The 20183-nt window shown below is 59.7% G+C and carries 14 protein-coding genes; 9 read left to right on the forward strand and 5 right to left on the reverse strand.

All coding sequences use genetic code 11. The annotated features are described in order from the left end of the window. Positions 1-19: 19 nt before the first annotated feature. Together acs and ACG9DO_RS01715 are read left to right on the forward strand one after the other, a co-directional pair. On the forward strand, positions 20-1960 hold the full coding sequence (gene acs, locus ACG9DO_RS01710; RefSeq protein WP_394729995.1) for an acetate--CoA ligase: 1941 nt from the start codon (positions 20-22) through the stop codon (positions 1958-1960). A gap of 3 nt (positions 1961-1963) precedes the next feature. Beyond that, the gene (locus ACG9DO_RS01715; protein ID WP_394729996.1) at positions 1964-2602 is read left to right on the forward strand and encodes a response regulator; all 639 of its coding nucleotides are present in this window, start codon (positions 1964-1966) and stop codon (positions 2600-2602) included. On the opposite strand, the gene ACG9DO_RS01720 is transcribed toward ACG9DO_RS01715, so the two are convergent. From ACG9DO_RS01720 to ACG9DO_RS01740, 5 genes are all read right to left on the reverse strand, one after another. Beyond that, entirely contained in the window at positions 2572-5961 is a 3390-nt protein-coding gene (locus ACG9DO_RS01720) for a PAS-domain containing protein (RefSeq protein ID WP_394729997.1), read from the reverse strand. The genes ACG9DO_RS01715 and ACG9DO_RS01720 overlap by 31 nt on opposite strands. A 145-nt stretch (positions 5962-6106) precedes the next feature. Beyond that, the gene (locus ACG9DO_RS01725) at positions 6107-7882 is read right to left on the reverse strand and encodes a sodium:solute symporter family protein (protein ID WP_394729998.1); all 1776 of its coding nucleotides are present in this window, start codon (positions 7880-7882) and stop codon (positions 6107-6109) included. Between the two features lie 14 nt (positions 7883-7896). Next, complete coding sequence (locus ACG9DO_RS01730; protein WP_394729999.1) at positions 7897-8172, reverse strand: DUF4212 domain-containing protein; 276 nt, start codon at positions 8170-8172, stop codon at positions 7897-7899. A 97-nt stretch (positions 8173-8269) separates the two neighbouring features. Beyond that, positions 8270-8938 carry an exonuclease domain-containing protein gene (locus tag ACG9DO_RS01735; protein ID WP_394730000.1) on the reverse strand — a complete coding sequence of 223 codons (669 nt, stop codon included), beginning with the start codon at positions 8936-8938 and terminating at the stop codon, positions 8270-8272. A gap of 17 nt (positions 8939-8955) precedes the next feature. Then, on the reverse strand, positions 8956-10818 hold the full coding sequence (locus ACG9DO_RS01740) for a DUF294 nucleotidyltransferase-like domain-containing protein (RefSeq protein ID WP_394730001.1): 1863 nt from the start codon (positions 10816-10818) through the stop codon (positions 8956-8958). 146 nt (positions 10819-10964) lie between these two features. On the opposite strand from ACG9DO_RS01740, the gene ACG9DO_RS01745 reads away from it, so the two are divergent. From ACG9DO_RS01745 to ACG9DO_RS01775, 7 genes are all read left to right on the forward strand, one after another. Continuing rightward, on the forward strand, positions 10965-12278 hold the full coding sequence (locus ACG9DO_RS01745) for a radical SAM protein (RefSeq protein ID WP_394730002.1): 1314 nt from the start codon (positions 10965-10967) through the stop codon (positions 12276-12278). A gap of 118 nt (positions 12279-12396) precedes the next feature. Next, the gene (gene bchE, locus ACG9DO_RS01750) at positions 12397-14010 is read left to right on the forward strand and encodes a magnesium-protoporphyrin IX monomethyl ester anaerobic oxidative cyclase (protein WP_394730003.1); all 1614 of its coding nucleotides are present in this window, start codon (positions 12397-12399) and stop codon (positions 14008-14010) included. After that, positions 14000-14620 (forward strand): bacteriochlorophyll 4-vinyl reductase, encoded by a 621-nt coding sequence (gene bchJ, locus ACG9DO_RS01755; RefSeq protein WP_394730004.1) that lies wholly within the window; start codon positions 14000-14002, stop codon positions 14618-14620. The genes bchE and bchJ overlap by 11 nt, the downstream gene beginning before the upstream one ends. Before the next feature lie 328 nt (positions 14621-14948). Further along, the gene (locus tag ACG9DO_RS01760; RefSeq protein ID WP_394730005.1) at positions 14949-16208 is read left to right on the forward strand and encodes a tyrosine-type recombinase/integrase; all 1260 of its coding nucleotides are present in this window, start codon (positions 14949-14951) and stop codon (positions 16206-16208) included. Between the two features lie 777 nt (positions 16209-16985). Then, positions 16986-17525, forward strand: a complete 540-nt coding sequence (locus ACG9DO_RS01765) for a DNA-primase RepB domain-containing protein (RefSeq protein WP_394730006.1) — start codon at positions 16986-16988, stop codon at positions 17523-17525. A gap of 203 nt (positions 17526-17728) precedes the next feature. Next, entirely contained in the window at positions 17729-19381 is a 1653-nt protein-coding gene (locus ACG9DO_RS01770) for a phage/plasmid primase, P4 family (RefSeq protein WP_394730007.1), read from the forward strand. 139 nt (positions 19382-19520) lie between these two features. Beyond that, entirely contained in the window at positions 19521-20045 is a 525-nt protein-coding gene (locus ACG9DO_RS01775) for a hypothetical protein (RefSeq protein ID WP_394730008.1), read from the forward strand. The last annotated feature ends 138 nt before the right edge of the window (positions 20046-20183 follow it).

A 20183-nucleotide genomic window follows, 5' to 3' on the forward strand; every position in this document is an offset into this window, starting at 1 on the left:
TGACAGGAGGATTCAAACCATGAACGGCACCGTCAGCGACTTCGTACCGCGCCCGAACCATAACCGCGCCACCCATTGCAGCGCAGGGCAATATGACGCGATGTACCGCCAGTCAGTCGAGGATCCGGATACGTTCTGGCTGGAGCAAGCGCAGCGGCTCGACTGGTTCACCCAGCCCGCCAAGGCCGGCGAATGGTCCTACGATACAGTCGATATCAAGTGGTATTCCGACGGAGTACTCAACCTGTGCTACAACGCGGTTGACCGGCATGTCGAGGCAGGGCGCGGGGACACAACGGCGCTGATTTTCGAGCCGGACGATCCGGCATCGCCAGGCCGCACGCTGACTTATCGCGAGCTGCATTCCGAAGTCACCGCGATGGCGAACGCGCTCATAGCGATGGGGGTCAAGAAGGGCGACCGCGTCACTCTCTACATGCCCATGATCATCGAAGGCGTGACTGCAATGCTTGCCTGTGCGCGTCTGGGTGCGATCCACTCGGTCGTCTTCGGCGGCTTCTCGCCCGAGGCTTTGGCTGGACGGATCACCGATTGCAAAAGCCGTTTCGTGATTACAGCGGATGAAGGTCTGCGCGGCTCCAAGCGCGTGCCATTGAAAGCGAATGTCGATGCAGCGCTCGCCTTGCCCGGCGTGGAAGTCGATGCGGTGCTGGTGGTCAAACACACCGGCGGCGAGGTCGCGATGAGAGAAGGCCGCGATCATTGGTTTGAGGATGTGAAGTCCGATGCGGATGTCCCCTGCGTTCCGATGGGCGCAGAAGACCCGTTGTTCATCCTCTACACCTCCGGCTCGACCGGAAAGCCCAAGGGCGTGCTGCACACAACAGGCGGCTATGGCGTGTGGGCGGCGACAACCTTCAACTACGTATTCGATTACCAGCCGGGCGAGATCTACTGGTGCACCGCAGATATCGGCTGGGTTACTGGCCACAGCTACATCGTCTACGGTCCGCTCATCAACGGAGCGACAGGGATCGTGTTCGAAGGCGTGCCCAACTATCCCGACCATGGCCGCTTCTGGGACGTGGTCGACAAGCACAAGGTCAACATTCTCTACACCGCACCCACCGCGATCCGCGCGCTGATGCGCGAAGGCGATAGCCAAGTGACGAGCCGTGACCGTTCTTCGCTCAGGCTGCTCGGCAGTGTCGGCGAGCCGATCAATCCAGAAGCGTGGCGCTGGTATCATGATGTCGTCGGCAATGGCCAATGCCCGATTGTCGACACCTGGTGGCAGACGGAAACCGGCGGGATGATGATTACGACTCTGCCGGCGGCGCATGACATGAAGCCGGGCAGCGCGGGGCTGCCGTTCTTCGGCGTGCAGCCGCAGCTGGTCGACAATGACGGTGTGGTCCTGGAGGGAGCCGCTGAAGGCAACCTCTGCATCACGCATAGCTGGCCGGGGCAGGCGCGCAGTGTCTATGGCGACCATGAGCGTTTCATCCAGACCTATTTCAGCACCTATGCGGGCAAGTACTTCACCGGGGATGGGTGCCGCCGTGACGCGGATGGCTATTACTGGATCACAGGCCGCGTGGACGATGTTATCAACGTCTCAGGCCACCGCATGGGCACAGCGGAAGTCGAAAGCGCGCTGGTACTCCATCAGCTGGTCGCTGAAGCGGCAGTCGTCGGCTATCCGCACGACATCAAGGGCCAGGGCATCTATTGCTATGTAACCTTAAATGCCGGTGAGGAAGGTTCGGACGAACTCTATACCGCGCTTCGCAATCATGTGCGCAAGGAAATCGGCCCGATCGCGTCGCCTGATCATATCCAGTTCACTGACGGCCTGCCGAAAACCCGTTCTGGCAAGATCATGCGGCGCATCCTCAGAAAGATCGCAGAGAACGATTACGGCTCGCTTGGGGATACATCGACCCTGGCTGACCCCAGCCTGGTTGATCGGCTGATCGAAGGGCGGCAGAACCGCTGAGCCATGGCCGAGCGGATCATCATCGCTGACGACCACCCGCTGTTTCGCACAGCGCTGAGCCATGCGGTGACCAAGGTCTGGCCGGGCGCCGAAGTGGTCGAGGCAGGCTCTGCCAAAGCCGCAAGGGAAGCTCTGGCAGAAGCGGCGCCCGAATGCCTGCTGCTCGACCTCCACATGGAAGACTCCGACGGGCTGAGCGTGCTCATGGATTTGCGCCAGGACTTTCCCGCACTGCCGATCGTGATCGTATCAGCCAGCGAGGAACCGCGGGTCTATGCCGCTGCCAGCCAGCTGGGGGCAGCTGCTTTCATTCCCAAATCCGCGAGCCTTGACGCCATGCGCGAAGCGCTCGCGGCTGTACGCAAAGGCGACAACTGGTTTCCTGAAACGGACGAGGGCAGCGATGACGATATCGCGGCGATGGCAAGCCTTACGCCCGCGCAGCGCCGGATCCTCAGCCAGATGAAAGCAGGCCTGCTCAACAAGCAGATCGCCTATGAACTCGACATCAGCGAAGCGACGGTGAAAGCGCATATCACCGCAATCTTCCGCAAGCTCGGCGTTGTCAGCCGGACGCAGGCCGTGCTGCTCGCGACCAAGCTCGACGTCGATCAGCCCGCTGCCGATTCCACTCCCGCCTGATCGCTTCTCTGGCTCGCCGGTTGGCGAGCCCGGCTCGCCGCATCCGCGATCAGCGCGCGCAAGGCGGCGGGCGATGACGGTTTGAGCAAACGGTTCGCGTCCATTCGTTTTGCTGCTTCGGCGGTCTCCTCCCCGCTCTCCGCGGTCAGCAGGATTGCCGCAGGTTGCGCACCCCAGGCTTCGCACAGCGAGAGGTACACGCCGTCGCCGCGTGCACCATCATCCAGCCGGTAGTCCATGATTGCGACGTCAGGTGGCCGGGGGCAAACCTCAAGCGCTTCTGCCTCGCTTGCCGCACACACGACGTCCAAGCCCCATTTGCCGAGCAAGGCGGCGGTCGCGGAAAGCGCGGCTGGATCATTATCGACCACCAGCACGCGCGCGTCTGCAAGACCTGTGCGCTTGCGTTGCTCGGCGCGCGCAGGCTTGCGTTGCTCCCACCGCGCGACGGGGGTATGAATTGCAAAGCGGCTGCCCTGCCCGAGAAGCGACGTTGTCTCCACGTGCAGCTTCAGCACGTCTGCAATTCGCCGAACGATCGCGAGGCCCAGACCAAGCCCTTCGCGATCAGTGGCAGACGCGCGCTCGAATTCGTCGAAGATGGTTTCGATGTCACGCTCTGCAATGCCGCGCCCGGTATCATGAACACAGATCAGCGCCCTGCCGGAGCGCCGACGCACTCCCAGAAGCACGCCGCCCCTGTCGGTGTAGCGGATCGCATTGCTGAGCAAATTGCGCAGCACGCTCGTCAGCATCGCCCGATCGCTCTCAATCCAGGCGCTGGTACGCACGCGCCGCAAGCGCAGCCCCTTGGCCGCCGCCTGCACACCCAGTTCGCGCACGAGTTCATCGAACACCTCATCCAGCGCAAAGCTCTCAATCTTCGGTTTGATCCCTCCCCCATCGAGCTTGGAGATATCGAGCAGCGCGCGGATCAGCCGGTCCGCTGAAGCTATCGACCCATCGAGGTCCCTGACCAGCCTGGCCAGTTGCTCGCGGTCGCGCACTTCCTCACCCAGGGCTGAAGCGAACAGGCGCGCCGCGTTCAAAGGCTGGATCAGATCATGGCTCGCCGCGGCAAGAAAACGCGTCTTGGACTGCGTCGCAGCTTCCAACGCTTCATTGGCTTCGCGTAATTGCGCCGTGCGCTCAGCGACTTTCTCCTGCAGTACCTGTTCCGCCCGGCGATCCGCCGTGACATCATTGTAGGAGGTAACATAGCCGCCGCCAGGCGCAGGATTACCGATGATCTGCAAAATCCGTCCGTCATGTTGTTCGGTCTCGATCCGGTGCATGCGACCTGCGCGCATATAATCGAGGCGGCGCGCGACCTGCTGCTCGATCTTCTCTGCCGCCATGCCGGTGCGCTGCATATTGAACCGGATCAGGTCTTCGATCGGTGTACCGACCGTCACCATCGCATCGCTCAGCCCAAACATCTCCTGATAGCGGCTGTTCCACGCAACCAGCTTCATGTCGGCATCGACCAATGCCACGCCCTGGTCGATGTTTTCGATTGCAATTTGCAGCAGGTCGCCACTGAAGGAGAGGCGCTTGCTGGTCTCGTCGAACATCGCCATGACTTCTGCCAATGGCACCGGATCACCTTGTGACCAGCTTGCTACCAGCATCCGCGCTGAAGACGCACCGACAACGCCCGCGATCGTTCGTTCTGCCATGGTTAGTACCGCTTCGTCCGCAGGGTCGGAGTTGCGGTAAGGCGTAGGCATGGCAGCAATGGCGGCATCAGAACGGTCCCGGCCGATCAATTGCGCGAGCAGCAAGCGGATGTCAGCAACCCGCATGTGCGTGGCATAACCCGGTACCGAACCGGGCATGGGAGTTCCCACGAAGGCAGCAGCTTGCGATGCATCGAGCAAAGTCTCGCGCCCGATTGTCGAGCCCAGCCAATAACACGTGATGTTCGCGCCAAGGCTCAGCAAGACACCTGATACAAGCGGATCAGGGTGGATCGCAATCGGTGCAGGTGCACCGGTCGCAGCAGGTATGATCAGCAGGATCAGCCAAAGCGCGAAACCAGCGACGAGGCCTGCAATCATCCCCGTCCGCGTGCCTGCTCTCGACCACATGCCAAGCACCAGACCCGGCGCGAATTGCGCCATCGCGGCAAACGCCAGTGTGCCGAGTCCGGCAAGGCTCGTGACCGCTCCGAAACCGAGATAGAACAGGTAAGCAAAGAACAGCAGCGCGCCTATCACCAGGCGCCGAATGGTCAGCAATTGTTGCGCCAGCCGCGCCCGGTCACCTCCGCCGCGCAAGGTCTTGCGGAACAGCAGCGGCGCAAGCAGATCGTTCGTAATCATGGTCGACAAGGCTACGCTGGCCACCACGATCATACCCGCCGACGCGGAAAAGCCACCGATGAAAACCAGCAATGCCAGCGCGTCGCTCCCCATCGCCAGCGGCAAGGCCATGACAATGCTGTCAGGACTGGTCCCTGACGGCAATGCGGCGAGCCCGCCCAGCACGATCGGGACGATGACCAGCGAAGTCAGCACCAGATAGGCCGGAAAGACCCACCGCATGGGAGCGCTCGCCCGGTCGCTTTGTGCCTCGACGAAAGTCATGTGAAACTGGCGCGGCAGGCAGAGGGCCGCGCAGGCAGCGATCAGTGTCAGGATCGCAAACCGGGCGTCGATTTGCGCGGGCTCGAACACATCGGGAACCTGCGGCGCGCTCTCACCTATCAGCACAACCAAGGCCAGCACTGCGACCGCGATCAGCGCAATGAGCTTAACTACCGCTTCGACCGCAATGGTCAGCACAAGCCCCGCATTATTGCCCGCGCGTTCACCTCTGCTCGAACCAAACAGGATTGCGAACAGCGCCATCAGGCCCGCCACCAGCATCACCAGTTCGTCAAGCGCCACACTGCTTGCAATGGCAGGATCAATCAGCAGCAGCGATGATCCAACCGACTGCAATTGCAGCGCCATGTAGGGCAGCGAGCCGATCGTGGCGATGACCGTGACGAGGGCTGCGACCAGCGCGCTCTTGCCATATCGTGCTGACAGAAAGTCTGCGATTGAAGTCGAATGTTGCGCCTTGGCTATCGCAAGGATACGCCGGACGAGACCGAAGCCCACAGTGAAGACCAGGATCGGGCCGAGATAGATGGGAAGGAAATGCCAGCCATCTGTGGCTGCGCTGCCGACACCGCCAAAGAAAGTCCAACTGGTGCAATAGACGGCGAGGCTCAGGCCGTAGATCCAGCCCTGCAAGGAGACGCTTTGCCCGCGTCTTTCAGCTGTCGCATGAACGCGGTCCTGCCGCGCAGCCAGCCAGAACAGGAATGCCAGGTAAATCGTCGCTGCCGCAATTGCGGCGCCGAACAGCATAATCCCCTCCCTCTCCCGCCAGCAAGGCTATCAATTCTTCCGCGTCTTGCAAGGCCTCATCCAACGCACGGCATGAGGGGCGATGCCGACGGCACCGCCCCTCTGCGTGAGAGCCCCCCAGCCCTCTGATTTGATCCGCCTTCGATCAGTGCGCGTGAGCGTCACTTGCCCCGCGCGGCACACGGATCGAATCGACCAGCTTGCGGATTTCAGCAGGCGGGCTTGCCGTGACCTTGGCGACCGCGATGGCAACCGCGAAGTTCAGCAGCATACCGATTACGCCAATGCCTTCCGGCGAGATCCCGAACAGCCAGTTATCCGCTACGTTCGCTGCCGGGTTCGCCAGCTTGAAGTAGAAGATATAGCTGAAGGTGAAGACCAGGCCTGTGACCATGCCGGCAATCGCGCCTTCCCTGTTCATGGATTTACTGAAGATGCCCATGAAGATCGCCGGGAAGAGGCTCGCCGCGGCAAGTCCGAACGCGAAGGCCACCACCTGCGCAACCCATCCGGGCGGATAGATGCCGAGATAGCCTGCCACCACGATCGCAGCGGTTGCCGCCAGCCGTGCCGCCATCAGCTCGCCCTTCTCCGAGATGTCCGGCTTGAAGGTCGATTTGAGCAGGTCATGGCTGACCGAGCTGGAGATCACCAGCAACAAGCCTGCTGCAGTCGATAGGGCTGCGGCGAGGCCACCAGCGGCGACCAGCGCAATCACCCAGCCCGGCAGGTTGCCGATCTCCGGATTGGCCAGCACCATGATGTCGTTGTCGACATAGACCTCGTTCGCGTTGTCGGCGACTGGCGCGTTTGTAACCACGCGCTCACCTGAAGGACCCCTGCCTTCTCCAAATGCCGGTGCACCATCGAAGGCGGGACCGGTGCGGACTTGCATCACGCCATCACCGTTCTTGTCCTGAAAAGCGATCAGATCGTTCGATTCCCAGTTCTTGAACCAGCCCGGTGCTTGCGAGTAGCTCGTCTCGTTCACCGTATCGATGAAGTTGAGCCTTGCGAACGCGCCGACCGCAGGTGCGGTAGTGTAAAGCAGGGCGATGAAGATCAGCGCCCAGCCGGCTGATTTGCGCGCATCTGATGCCTTGGGCACGGTGAAGAAACGCACGATGACATGCGGCAGACCTGCCGTGCCGACCATCAGCGCCATGGTGATGCAGAACACATCGATCATGCTCTTCGAGCCGTCCGTATATTCGCCGAAGCCCAGATCCAGCAGGACCAGATTGAGCTTCTCCAGCACGTATAGCCCGGATCCATCATTGACCGTTGAACCGAGGCCCAGCTGCGGAATCGGGTTGCCGGTAATCATGAAGCTGAGGAAGAAGGCTGGGACCATGTACGCGAATATCAGCACGCAATATTGCGCGACCTGCGTGTAGGTGATGCCTTTCATGCCGCCGAGGACCGCATAGATGAACACGATGCCCATCCCGATAATGACGCCCATGGTGATCGGCACATCCAGGAACCGGCTGAACACGATGCCGACGCCGCGCATCTGCCCGGCGATATAGGTAAAGCTGATAAAAATCAGGCAGATCACTGCGACCACGCGCGCAGCCTTGGAATAATACCGCGTCCCGATGAAATCAGGCACAGTGAACTGGCCGAACTTGCGCAGATAGGGCGCCAGCAGCAGCGCGAGCATTACATAACCACCGGTCCAGCCCATCAGGTAGACCGAGGCATCATAGCCGAGGAATGCAATCAGGCCCGCCATCGAGATGAAGCTAGCCGCGCTCATCCAGTCAGCCGCGGTTGCCATGCCGTTGACGACCGGGTTTACTCCGCCGCCAGCAACGTAGAATTCCTTTGTTGAGCCAGCTCGGCTCCAGATCGCGATGCCGATATAGAGCGCAAAGCTGAGGCCGACGAAGAGATAAATGAGAGTTTGTGTTTCCATGATCCCCTCCCCACTCAATCGTCGAGATCGTATTTGCGCTCGATCTTCCGCATCTTGACGACGTAGTAGAAGATCAGCGCGATGAAGATGTAGATCGAGCCTTGCTGCGCGAACCAGAAGCCAAGCGGATAGCCGCCAAGCATGAACTGATCGAGGAAGTCCCTGAACAGGATGCCTGCGCCAAACGAGCAGGCGAACCAGATCACCATGAGGGTCACCAGCAGTCTGATGTTTTCCTTCCAGTAGGCGCCTTCAGCCTCGCTGGTTTCGGTTGAATTCGGATCGTCCATGATTCCCCTCCGTTTCTGCGCGGCACACTTCCGCATTGTTATTGGTGAGGCTAGGTCGCAGAGGGTGGATAAGCGAGAGAGACTTTAGTCTTAATGCTCAGATATACCGCTCCAGCGAGCCGAGCGACATATCTGCCGCCATGCGCGAAAGCTGGGCCTGCAAGAGTTCGGCTGCGGCAAGCGCATCGGTCAGTGCATCGTGTGCGGCATATTCAGGCAAGCCGTAGCGGGCCCGGCATGCGCCAAGGCGGTAAACGCCGTCTCCGATGAGGTTGGGCGCTAACCTGCGCTCGAGCTCAAGCGTGCAGATCGACCGGATCGGCAAGGAATGTCCGAACAGCGTTTGCGTCATGCGCTGCAACGCGGAGCGCTCAATTCCTGCCGCGTGGGCGACCAGAATTCGCCCGCTCAAAGCCTTGACGAGCTGCGTAATTACATCGCGCGGCCGCGTTCCTTCAGACGCGCGATCAGTGCCGATCCCGTGCACCGTCACTGCCACCCGATTAAGTTCGGCATGGCTGCGGATGTCGTGCACCTGTGCATCTGCCATGGCGATCGCTCGCCCGGAAAAAGGGACCCAGCCCGCTTGCAGCAAGTGCGCATCGCGGGTCAGCCCGTCGAGCTCGAAATCGAGGGCGAGCAAGGGTGCCTCTCGCACCGGAGTTGCAGGTTCGGGCCAGTCCGCGCTGGCGAAATCAGCCAGCACCGGGATGTCCGTTTGCGCGAGCTGGCTCAGCGCCCGCTCGAAGCGCCACCGTGCCAGCATGTCAGGCCCCCAGCATGTCAGGCTATACCGCCGGCAAAATTGCGCCTGAGCGAATCGAGCGCGCTACGAATGACCGCAAAGGCATCCTTGAGGTAATCGCGCTCCAGCGGCGAGAGATCTGCGGGCGCGATAAAGTTGTCTGGCGTTTCGCCTTTCTGCACCTGGCGCGCCTGATGCGCGATCCGCATCTCGTTCACCAGCAGCATCGCATCTTCGAGGCTCTGCGCATCATCGGCGTTCATCTTGCCGGCCGCGGCGAGCGCGTGGAGCCGGTCGATTGTGCCCACCTCACTCAGGCCAGCCGCGAGCGCATGAGTGCGCGCAATATCGACGATTGGCAGGATCGCCTGACGCTTGGCATCGAACACCTTTTGACCATCGGCAGTGGTGTCGAGCACCAGATTGCGGAAGATGCCAAGCGGTATCTTGCTGCGCAGGGCATCGCGCGCAAGGAAGCTCACGAACAGCGGGCTGTCCTTGAACAGGCCGACATTATCCTGCTGAACCCTGCGAGCAAGCGCGGCATCGCCATGCACCAGCCGCATGTCAAAGAAGATGGTGGCGCGCAGAATGCGGTCTTCATTGGGCCTTTCGATCCAGGTCGCATAGCGCTCAGACCACGCGCTGGCTGTGCGGCGTTGCTCCGCATTCTTGGCCATGATCCCGCCCTTGCAGTAGACATAGCCGCACGCATCCAAAATGTCCGAAATGCGCGTGCCGAGGCGCTCGAAATAAGCGAAGTCTGCTTCGCTCGCTGCATCATCGATGACGAGGCCATTGTCCTGGTCGGATCCTACCAGTTGCTCGTTGCGCGCGAGCGAGCCGAACACCACCAGCGCATAGGGGACAGGCGGCGCGCCCAGTTCTTCCTCGGCCAGTTCAGCCGCGCGGCGATGCACGGCTTCCCCGAGCGCGGAGGTAAAGCGCATCGCGTGGCTCGCCTGGACACCAGAGGCGACCATGGCGGCAAAACTTTCCGGTACTTGCTTTGCTGCCGCGATCAGCTCTGCTTCATTGCGCGCGCGTGCAACCGCCATGCCGGCATCGATCGCGTTGTTGCCGAGGTAAGAAAGGATATCGGTCGCGCTGAGAATACCGGCCAAATTTCCATTCGCGCTCACCAGCGGGATATGGCGAAAGCCGCCAGACGCCATCATCGCCATGGCTTCTGCAACACTCGCATTGCCCGACAACGTACGCGGATTGGCGGTCATGACGGCACTGATCGGCTGATCGAGCGGGGTCTCTGCCGCGACCACACGGCTGCGCAGATCCTTGTCGGTAAAGATCCCCGCAAGCCTCTCGCCCTCGCACACAGCGAGCGTGCTGACATTGCGCTCGCTCATCAACCGGGCGGCTTCGCGGATGGTGGATTCGGGCGTGCAGGATACCGGCTTTCCGCGCACCACCAGATGTTCAAGCAGGGTCCGGTCGAGCTGCAGCGCCTGAGCCTTGCGCTGGCGCTCCAACGCATGGCGAATACGCGCATTCTCATCGCGCGCGTAATATTCGCGGAATCGCGGTTCGCTCTCCCGCAACCGATGAAAATGCTCTGCCGGGATCGAATAGAGCAGCGTGTCTTCCAGCGCGATGGTGGTGTTACGGACCTCTCCCCCGCGCAGCAGCGATGGATAGGCAAAGCTGCCCCCCGTGCCAAGCCGCGCGGTCAGCTCCTCGCCCGCCAGACGCAGCTCCACTGCGCCCGATCGCACCAGGTAGAGCTGGTCGTTGTGCGCCCCGCTTTCGAGCGCAACCTCAGCCGCACGGAAATAGGAAACGCTGATCGCACGCGAAAGGATCGCGATGTCGCTGTCGTCCAGCGCATCGAACGGCGCAGTGCTTCTGAGGAAGCCTGCGATCTCGGCAATCTCGCTCGCCATGGGAGAGTCCTTAGCCGATTTGCATACGCATGTGTCTAAGACTTTTGGGCGAGGCCAACTCCAACGCGCATGAAGAAAAGACCCGGCTCTCTCCCATTTGATCTCGCGCAAAGACAGCGGCGGGCTGTTAGTCTTTGGACAGGCTCATGTGGACCTATCATCCCGACTTGTTCGAAACGCCGGTGCCGCGTTACACCAGCTATCCCACCGCCGCCGACTTTGGCCCTTTGACCGAGGGCGAGCTGGAGCAGTCGATCAGCCAGGCCTCTGGCGACATTTCGCTCTACCTGCATATCCCGTTCTGCCAGAAGATTTGCCACTATTGCGGTTGCAACACCGCAGCGAGCGGGCGCAGGCAGCGCGTGGATAGCTACCTTCAGGCACTGCATACGCAAATCGAAACCGAAGCAGGGCTGCTTCCCGCTGATGCAGGTGTGCGGCGCGTTGCCTTCGGCGGCGGGAGCCCCAATGCCATTACGCCGGGCGATTTCATCGAGCTTGTCGACGCCATTCACCATCATTTCCGGTTGCACGATACCGAATGGTCGATCGAGCTCGACCCGCGCACCATGTCCAGCGATTGGGGCGAGGCGATTGCAGCGGCAGGAATAACCCGCGCGAGCATGGGGGTGCAGACCTTTGCCCCCCATTGCCAGACAGCGATCGGCCGCGAGCAAGGCGATGGATTGATTTGCCGAACGATCGACTGGCTGCGCGCGGCCAATGTCACATCGCTCAATTTCGACCTCATGCACGGGCTGCCGCAGCAGAGTGCCGAGGACCTCGCCGACACGCTCGAATACACCAGAATTCTGGGTGCGGACCGGATTGCGCTGTTTGGCTATGCACATGTCCCGCAGATCATCCCACGTCAGAAAGTGATTGATGCCACTGCTTTGCCGGGTGAACGCGAGCGGTTCGCCATGGCGGAGCAAGGCTTCGCCTATCTGACTGGGCACGGCTATGAAGCGGTTGGCTTTGATCATTTTGCCTTGCCCGGCGATCCCATGGCCAAGGCTGCGCGTTCCGGGACGTTGCGACGCAATTTCCAGGGCTTCACCGATGATCCATCACCCGTCCTGTTGGGTCTCGGTGCCTCGGCAATCAGTGTCTTCCCGGAGCTCATTGCACAAAACGAGAAGAATTCGGGCCGCTTCCGAATGCTGTCTTCGCAAGGCAAACTGTGTGCGAGTGAGGGCATCGTCCGATCCGCTGCCGACCAGGCAATCGGGCAAGTGATCGAGCGGTTATTATGCCAGGGCAAGGCCGAGATGACCGCAGGCATGATAGCCAGAGTACGCGCCCGACTAGCGCCATTCATCGAACGCGGCCTCGCTGAACTTACAAACGCCACGACCTTGCATATCACGCCATCAGGTTTGCCCTATTCCCGGGTTATCGCGGCGTTGTTCGACCCATATCGCGAAACGACCACAAGGCGCTTCAGCTCTGCAATCTAGCAGAGCGAAAGGGCGAGAATCTCGCGCCGTTTGATCTGTCTCAAAGCTCTTGTTTCGATCACGCGCCAGATTTCAGTTGTGGGCGTGCAAGCGTCACGAAGCATGGCGGAGGTGTGGTGTGAAAATCCTGTTTGTTCATCCGAATTATCGCTCAGGTGGTGCAGAGATCGCCGGAACCTGGCCGCCAGCCTGGGTTGCCTATCTCACCGGACCGCTCAAGAAAGCAGGCTTCACCGATATCCACTTCATCGATGCCATGACAGAAGGCGTTGACGATGAGGAACTCGCCCGCCGCATGGTTGACCTGCAACCCGATGTTGTTGGCACCACCGCCATCACCCCGTCGATCTACGCCGCTGAGAGAGTGCTGGAAATTGCCGCCTTGACCGTGCCTCGCGCCGTGCGTGTGCTGGGCGGTGTCCACGCAACTTTCATGTACAAGCAAGTGCTGTCCGAAGCACCCCACATTGATGTGATCGTGCGCGGGGAAGGCGAAAACATTGCTGTCGAGCTGTTCACGGCAATCGAGGAGCAACGCTGGCCGCAGGATGCGCGTTCGATCAGAGGCCTCGCCTTTAGAACGGGAGACCAGATCATCGCGACCGAGGCCGCTGACACGGTCAAGGACATGTCTCTGCTCAAGCCTGACTGGGGCGTGCTGGACTGGGACCTTTACACCTACATCCCGCTTGGCACCAAGGTTGCCATTCCCAATCTCGCGCGGGGCTGCCCGTTCACCTGTTCGTTTTGCTCGCAATGGAAGTTTTGGCGCGACTACCGCATCCGCGATCCCAAGGACGTGGTTGACGAGATCGCGGACCTGCATGAGAGTCACGGCGTCGGCTTCTTTATCTTGGCCGATGAAGAGCCCACCATCAATCGCAAGAAGTTCGTTGAATTCTGCCAGGAACTGATCGACCGCGGGCTGCCGGACAAGGTGAAGTGGGGGATCAACACGCGCGTAACCGACATTTATCGCGATCGCGAACTGCTGGCCTTTTATCGCAAGGCTGGTCTTGTCCATGTCAGCCTGGGGACAGAGGCAGCCGCGCAAATGAAACTTGACCTGTTCAACAAGGAAACCACGGTCGAGCAGAACAAGAACGCGATCCGGCTGCTGCGCGAAGCGGACATATTTGTCGAGGCGCAGTTCATTGTCGGGCTCGACAATGAAACCGAAGAAACGCTCGAAGAAACCTATCGGATGGCGTGGGACTGGCAGCCCGACCTCGCGAACTGGGCGATGTACACCCCTTGGCCGTTCACGCCGTTGTTTGAGGAGATCAAGGACCAGGTGGAGATCCATGATTTCTCGAAGTACAATTTCGTCACTCCAATCATGAAACCCAAGGCGATGGAGCGCGGCGAGTTGCTGAACGGGGTCATGAAAAACTACCGCCGCTTCTACATGCAAAAGGCGTTGTTCCACTATCCCTGGCGCGGTAGCGGGTTCAGACGGCGCTATCTCCTAGGATGTCTCTATGCATTTCTGCGCGCAGGGTTCAAGCGGACCTTCTACGATCTTGGCAAGGCAGGTTACTGGGGGCCGCAAACCACCAACAAGGTCGACTTTAAGTTCGACGAGACCCGCACAGTCGCGGCGCAGGCCGCCGATGACTGGGAAGCCGCAGCCGATCGCGCGTCCAGAGCATCAGAGCGAAGACACGCAGTACGCGCTCAAATGAGAGAGCGGAGCGAACAGCGCCGCAAGGACCGGATTGATGTTGATTGAGAGCGCAGCGATCTTCGCCCCTGAGGCAGGCCAGGAGGGCGCGCCGGCGCTTATTGGCCCCAATGCGGTTCTTCAGATTGTGTCGGCACTTGAACTTTACCTGGGCAAGGGCGAGGCTCGGCTCCTGTGTCAACAATCGGGCAATACACTCCTTCCCAGTGACCACGCGATGATCCCGGAGGAGGACGCGCTCCGGCTCCACCGGGCTCTGGCCGTTCTGGGCCCATGCAAGGCCGAGCAGATTGCGCGCGCTGCAGGGTGCGGAACTGCAGACTACATCATCGCGAATCGCATACCGGGCTGTGCTGTCAGCCTGTTGTGTTGGTTGCCATCCAGCCTTTCAGCTCCGCTACTCATGGCGGCAATAAAGCGCCATGCCTGGACCTTTATCGGCGCGGGCCGTTTTGAACCTGCCGGTCCCTGGTCTTTCCGCATCGAACGAACCGAATTCGCCAGCTTGGGAAAAGAGCTCGATACGCTCGCCATATGGTACTCTGCGGTTTTCGAGCGCCTGTATCGCCGTCTCGTTGATCGAAACAGCGAATGCCGGATGAACGCGCCTCGGGCGAGCCGCCCTGAACTGCGCGAATTCAGTTTGACCCGCTCATAAAGCCGTGGTTGTTGGAACCCGGACCCAGCCGCATTAAAGCCACACGCAACAAGCCGGTGTAACCAGGAGGGCCTTGGGCCAAACAATCCGCTGCTGCGTGAAATGGTGGTGAGCCCTGCAGGGGTCGAACCTGCGACCTACTGATTAAAAGTCAGTTGCTCTTCATCTATCACAATACCTCTCTCAAGCTCAATTGGTACGTACAGAGCCCTAACTTGACATTGTAAAGCAATTATTTGGCCATCTTCCTATATCACCAGGTCTCAAGTGGTGCTATTGTCTCTCACGAACTTTGAAACCTCAATGAAACCTGAAGAAGGTAGCCGCCTTGCCCAAGAGAGTACCCCCGCTTTCATCTGCAAAGATATCCAAGCTTAGGCCCGATAGCGCAAAGACGATCGAGTTGGTGGATGGTGCTGTGCCTGGCCTTCGTTTGCGCATTACACCCAACGGCACTCGAACTTGGTCACTTAACATACGCGCCAAGGGGGTAATGCGCCGCTTCGATGTTGGGCGTGGCCTGGGCCTTTCGGACGCACGTAAACAGGCCGAAGAGATGCGACAACGGATCCGGATCGGAGCGGATCCTACTGCCGAGAAAAGGGCTGCGCGCCAACAGGCGCAGGCGGCCAAGCAAGGACGCGGCACTCTTGGCTCTGTTATTAAGAGCTATTTTCAATCCGGTCCGGGCAATCTCCTTGCTAGCCAGGACGAGCAGGTGCGTCGTGTCAAATCCGTCTTCCGTAGCCATCTCAACCGCCCGGCACTGGAGATTACTTCGGCTGAATTGCAGCTCGCCATAGATGGACATACGGCAAAAACTTCAGCGGCGCGGGCTGCTAGTTACCTGGCGCCAATTCTCAAATGGGCAGAGAAACGGGGTTTCGTACAAGGCCCTTTCGATCTTGAGAAACCCGTCCGCCGCCCGACTAAACAGCGCGTTCTCGACGCTAGCGATCTCAAGAAGGTATTGCCATTCTTTACCGACCCTTATGGGCGGTGCTGCCTCTTCATCTTGTTGACAGGGGCGCGCCTAGACGAGGCGAAATCTGCGACCTGGAAGGAGATCGATTTCGAGGCCGGAACCTGGGCAATTTCAGGCGAGCGGCGCAAAGACACGAGGCCAAACAGGGCAAGAACCCAAAGCCAACATTCGCACATTGTGCCGCTGTCACGGCAGGCCTTGTTACTTCTTCAGACTACGAGGGAAACAGAGTTGGCGCGGCGCCAAATGGCCGGAAACAACAGTGTGATCAGGGATGCCGATCTGGTTTTTGTGGGCGCTCGCGGCGGCAAACTTGCAAACTGGGATCGCTGGCTAAAAGCGACGGCAAAGAAGTCCAGTGTCAAGAACTGGTCTGCACACGCTCTACGTAGGACGACTGCTACCTTGGCCGGAGATCTCGGAGCGCCGCCGCATGTGGTTTCCGCGATCTTGGGTCATGCCAACATCGGCGGCCAACTGGTGGCGGGGTACAATAAGAGCCGTTATCTGACTGAACAGAGTGAGACTTTGCAGAAGGTCGCAGACTTCATAGACAAGATCACCGCCGCATCATCCCGAACCAAAACGGACAGTGACCGATGAGTGTTGAGGACGATCGTCGCAGGCTAAGTTCGCTCGCAACTGAAGTTTCGAATGGGACAATGAACTACGAGGAGCAACAATACCTATCGGGCTGTCTTTCGCGTATAGCCGGCGGCGAAGATGCGAATGCAGTCCTTGGCTTGAAGCGCGGTCGTGGAGAATCGAAACAGGATTCCGAGAGGCGGAAGATGCTGAGTTTCTTGCTCCATCTGGTAGCCGCCCATGTACATGAAGGTACGCCTGTGACTCAGGCGTGCGCAAAGGCCTCGGAAGTTGCCCAGAAGCTACCCAGCATTGGCGACGACAGCTACGATGCGGAGTACCTACGAAAATGTTGGTACCAATTCCCGCATCTGCGGGCAATCGACCGAAACCCCTGGGACGATGACTTCCCATATTAGGTGTCACCTGAAATCGCTGATTTGAAAGGACAGACACGGCAGCCTCTCTCAGGCAGGGTCGTGGCATGTCTCATACACACCCAGCCAACTACCGAGCACCTGCAAAAGAAGCGACTGTAACCATTGGAAAGACCCAGTCGTTTGGTTTTGACGATCTCCCCGATGCTGCCTTGGTCCGTCTACCAGTCATCCTTGGAGAAGGTGGGAACCCACCGCTACTCCCTGTTTCGCCGGCAACTTGGTGGCGCATGGTCAGGGCAGGCACAGCGCCCAAACCCATTAAGGTAAGTCCCGGAATCTCGGCTTGGCGGGTCGGAGACATCCGCAAGATGCTTGCCGGTGGAATGCAAGTGCCAGAGCCTTCAGGTGTTGTGTGATGCGCCACCCCACCCTCATCTTCCTCGACCTCCTCGACCACCGGGACGAGGCTCGGTTTAACATCGAGACCTACACGGACCTGCCGAAGGGCACCGCCAAGGCGAACCCCGACCCGTTGTTGGGCCGCCACCCCAACAAGTCGCGTGAAGAAGTTGAAGCCCTCCTGCCTGAGATCGAAGCAGCAAACGAGGCCGGGGCCGGTATCTTCATTGCGGTAAACGAGTTCAACGGGCAGCGCCGCAAAGAAAACCTTACCCGGATCAGGGGTATTCACGCAGACATGGACGGGGCTTCACCCGACGTTCTCGAGGCGATCCGCACCAAGCTTCCACCTACTCTGGAAGTCGAGACAAGCGGGCCTGCGAACCTGCACTTCTACTGGCTGCTCGAGGACGGCGAAGCGATCGATCTAGAGACTGCGGAGGCGCTCAACCGGCGGCTCGTTGACATGGGCGCCGATAGGGCAGCGATTGATGTATCTCGGCTACTTCGCCTTCCGGGCTTTCGCCACATGAAGTATCGTGAGGGGATCTCTTAATGATCGGCTCCTGCCTCTGTCCCGAAGTCAAAGTGGTCGCGACACGCACGCGTTATAGCGCGCAGGCCCTTAAGCAAGCTTTTCCCCCGAAGCTGGTCAAACAGACTACTGGGCAAACACCTTATCGACCAGAACTCCCACCCGTATGTGATGCTGATCTGACTGATGGTCAGCACCTCATTGTGGCGCAGGTCGCCGCCGACATGGAAAGGAAGCACCCTCTACTGTGGCGTGGCGATTTCGATGTCGATGGCGCACGCCGGGGCGGTGGGCACTATCATAGCCAGAGCGACGCCGATCTTGCGATGGCGGGCTATATCGCCAAGAGCTTAGCCCACCAAGTCGCGTCACCCGAAGAGTTGGCCGGACTCACCGAAGGCGTGATGGGCCGAAGCGACCTCGCGCAACGTGAGAAGTGGCAAGACCGGCCTGATTACCGCCAACGCACGATCACCAAGGCCTGCGCTGATGTTGAGGTGCAGCCGATAGTCGACTGGTCCCTGTCCGGCGATGTCAGAAATGCCAAGGCATTCGCCCGCATGTTCCGGGGCAAGATGCTGTACGTCCACAAGGGTGGGTGCTGGCTGATCTGGCGCGATGAACGTTGGCGCCGCTGTGAAAAGGGCGAGGAGCTGGAGGCGGCAAAAGAAGTCGCACAGGAGCTCGTGAAGCGCGCCGCAGACCTGCTGGGCGATGACCAGGACAAGGCGAAACGACTGATCCGGGAGGCCACACAAGCGTCAATGCGCCCACGCCTAGAGGCAATGCTCAAATTGGCAGCGTCAGAACCGGGTATGGGCGCCACCCCTGAGCAGCTCGATGCACATCCCGACATGCTCGGCGTCAAGAACGGCGCGGTAAACCTGCGGATGGGTTGGCTCCAGACGAACGAACCCCGAATGCTGATTACCCGTCAGTGCGCGGCGAGCTTCGAAAAGACAGCCGACTGCCCTCGGTGGCGCCAATTTCTCGATGAAGTCTTCGTAAACGAAGACGGAACACCCGACGCGAATACGATCGAGGCCGTACAGATACTGCTCGGGCTGACACTCACAGGCGAAGTCAGCGAGGAAATCATCGTCTTCTGTGTAGGCTTCGGAGCGAATGGCAAGTCTATCTTCGGGAACGCCATCAGCGCAATCTTGGGCGAATACGCAAAAACAGCACCAACGAGTTTGCTGGCCGCACGTCGGACGGATGATCACGCGGCGCGACCGGACATGGCGATGCTACCCGGGACCAGGCTGGTGTCGGTCAACGAACTGCCGGGTGGTATGTTTCTCGATGAAGTGGTCGCGAAGCAGCTGGCGGGACGTGAGCCGATTGCCGCAAGGCATCTCTACGGGGAGTACTTTACATTCGACCCGGCCTTCACGCCATGGGTGCGGACCAACCACAAGCCCATCATCAAAGGAGACGATGATGGTATCTGGCGGCGGATTGTGATCCTTCCGTTCCGGCGCAAATTCGAACGGCACCAGCAGGATCCGTTTCTGGAGACAAAGCTCATGGCGGAGCGCGAGGGGATCCTCGCGTGGATGGTCGAGGGTGCCGTGAAGTACTACCGGGATGGGTTGCGCCTGAGCCCGGCGATGAAGCACGAAACGGCCCAATACCGCAAGGAGAGCGACCTTCTCGGGGAATTCCTCGAAGAACGCACAGAGAAGGACCCAGCAGAGCGTGTCGAACAGTCCACCCTATTCAGGGGCTGGCGGTTCTGGTGCGAAGAAAACGGTGTCCAGCCGGGCTCGAAAAAGACCTTCACGCAGCGACTGGCGGAGCGCGGTTTCCCCAGCACCAAGAGCAACGGCAAACGCTTCTACTTCGGCCTGAAGCGTGTCGGGTCGTTCTCATGATCACGCAGGGCAGGAAGGGCAGGATGTGGAGGGTTTTGAGTAAAGTTCCCCTTGAAAACGCATATGGAAAGGTTTGCACGAATGCCCCTCCATCCTGCCCTCCCCGCCCTGTGCCTCGACTCAAATGGAAAACAACACGATGAAACAGATACCCAAGAATGACTCCTTCCTCGACGCCATGCGCATGCGCCTGACCAACGTGCCTTTTACCCTCATCAGCGCCCACCGCGTGAAAGAGGGGCGCTACAACCTGGATTACGAACGGGGGGTGCTGGACGATATAACCAACTACCTGTCCACTCCTCAGCGGCAACGGCACAGGGGTATGCTCTCAAGCTGCGTTCCCGAAGACATGCACGTGCGGCTGCGCACCGTTCCCCAAAATATCGTGTACGAGCTGGGATATAACGTAATTCCGGCTACACAGGCGCTTACGCTTCATGGTGTGCCGAAAGTGGAAATAGTCGGCTTTCTCTTCTCGATAAAGCCCAATGTCCAACAAGTCCGTCGAGATTGTGAGCGTGCACGGCAGATGCTCAAGGGGCCTATCTCTCAGGAATATCAGCGCCTGAAAAACGGCTCCTCAATACTCCCCCAACTGTGTGCAGACGCATCTGTGATCGGTGACGCCTGCTGTAATTTCTGTTCTACTCAGGGCTTATGACAGCAGGCAACCATGAGGTGAGCACTTATTTGCTACAGATGACCCCCATTCTGGTCTCCCTCTCGATTATCAGGCATGCCGGGTGCCGCTGAAGTCCATCCTCCAAGATAAGGCTGTCAGGTGCAGTGCTAAGGCGAA

It is taken from the genome of Altererythrobacter sp. GH1-8 (assembly GCF_043702085.1).
In the GTDB taxonomy this organism is placed as follows: Bacteria; Pseudomonadota; Alphaproteobacteria; order Sphingomonadales; family Sphingomonadaceae; genus Erythrobacter.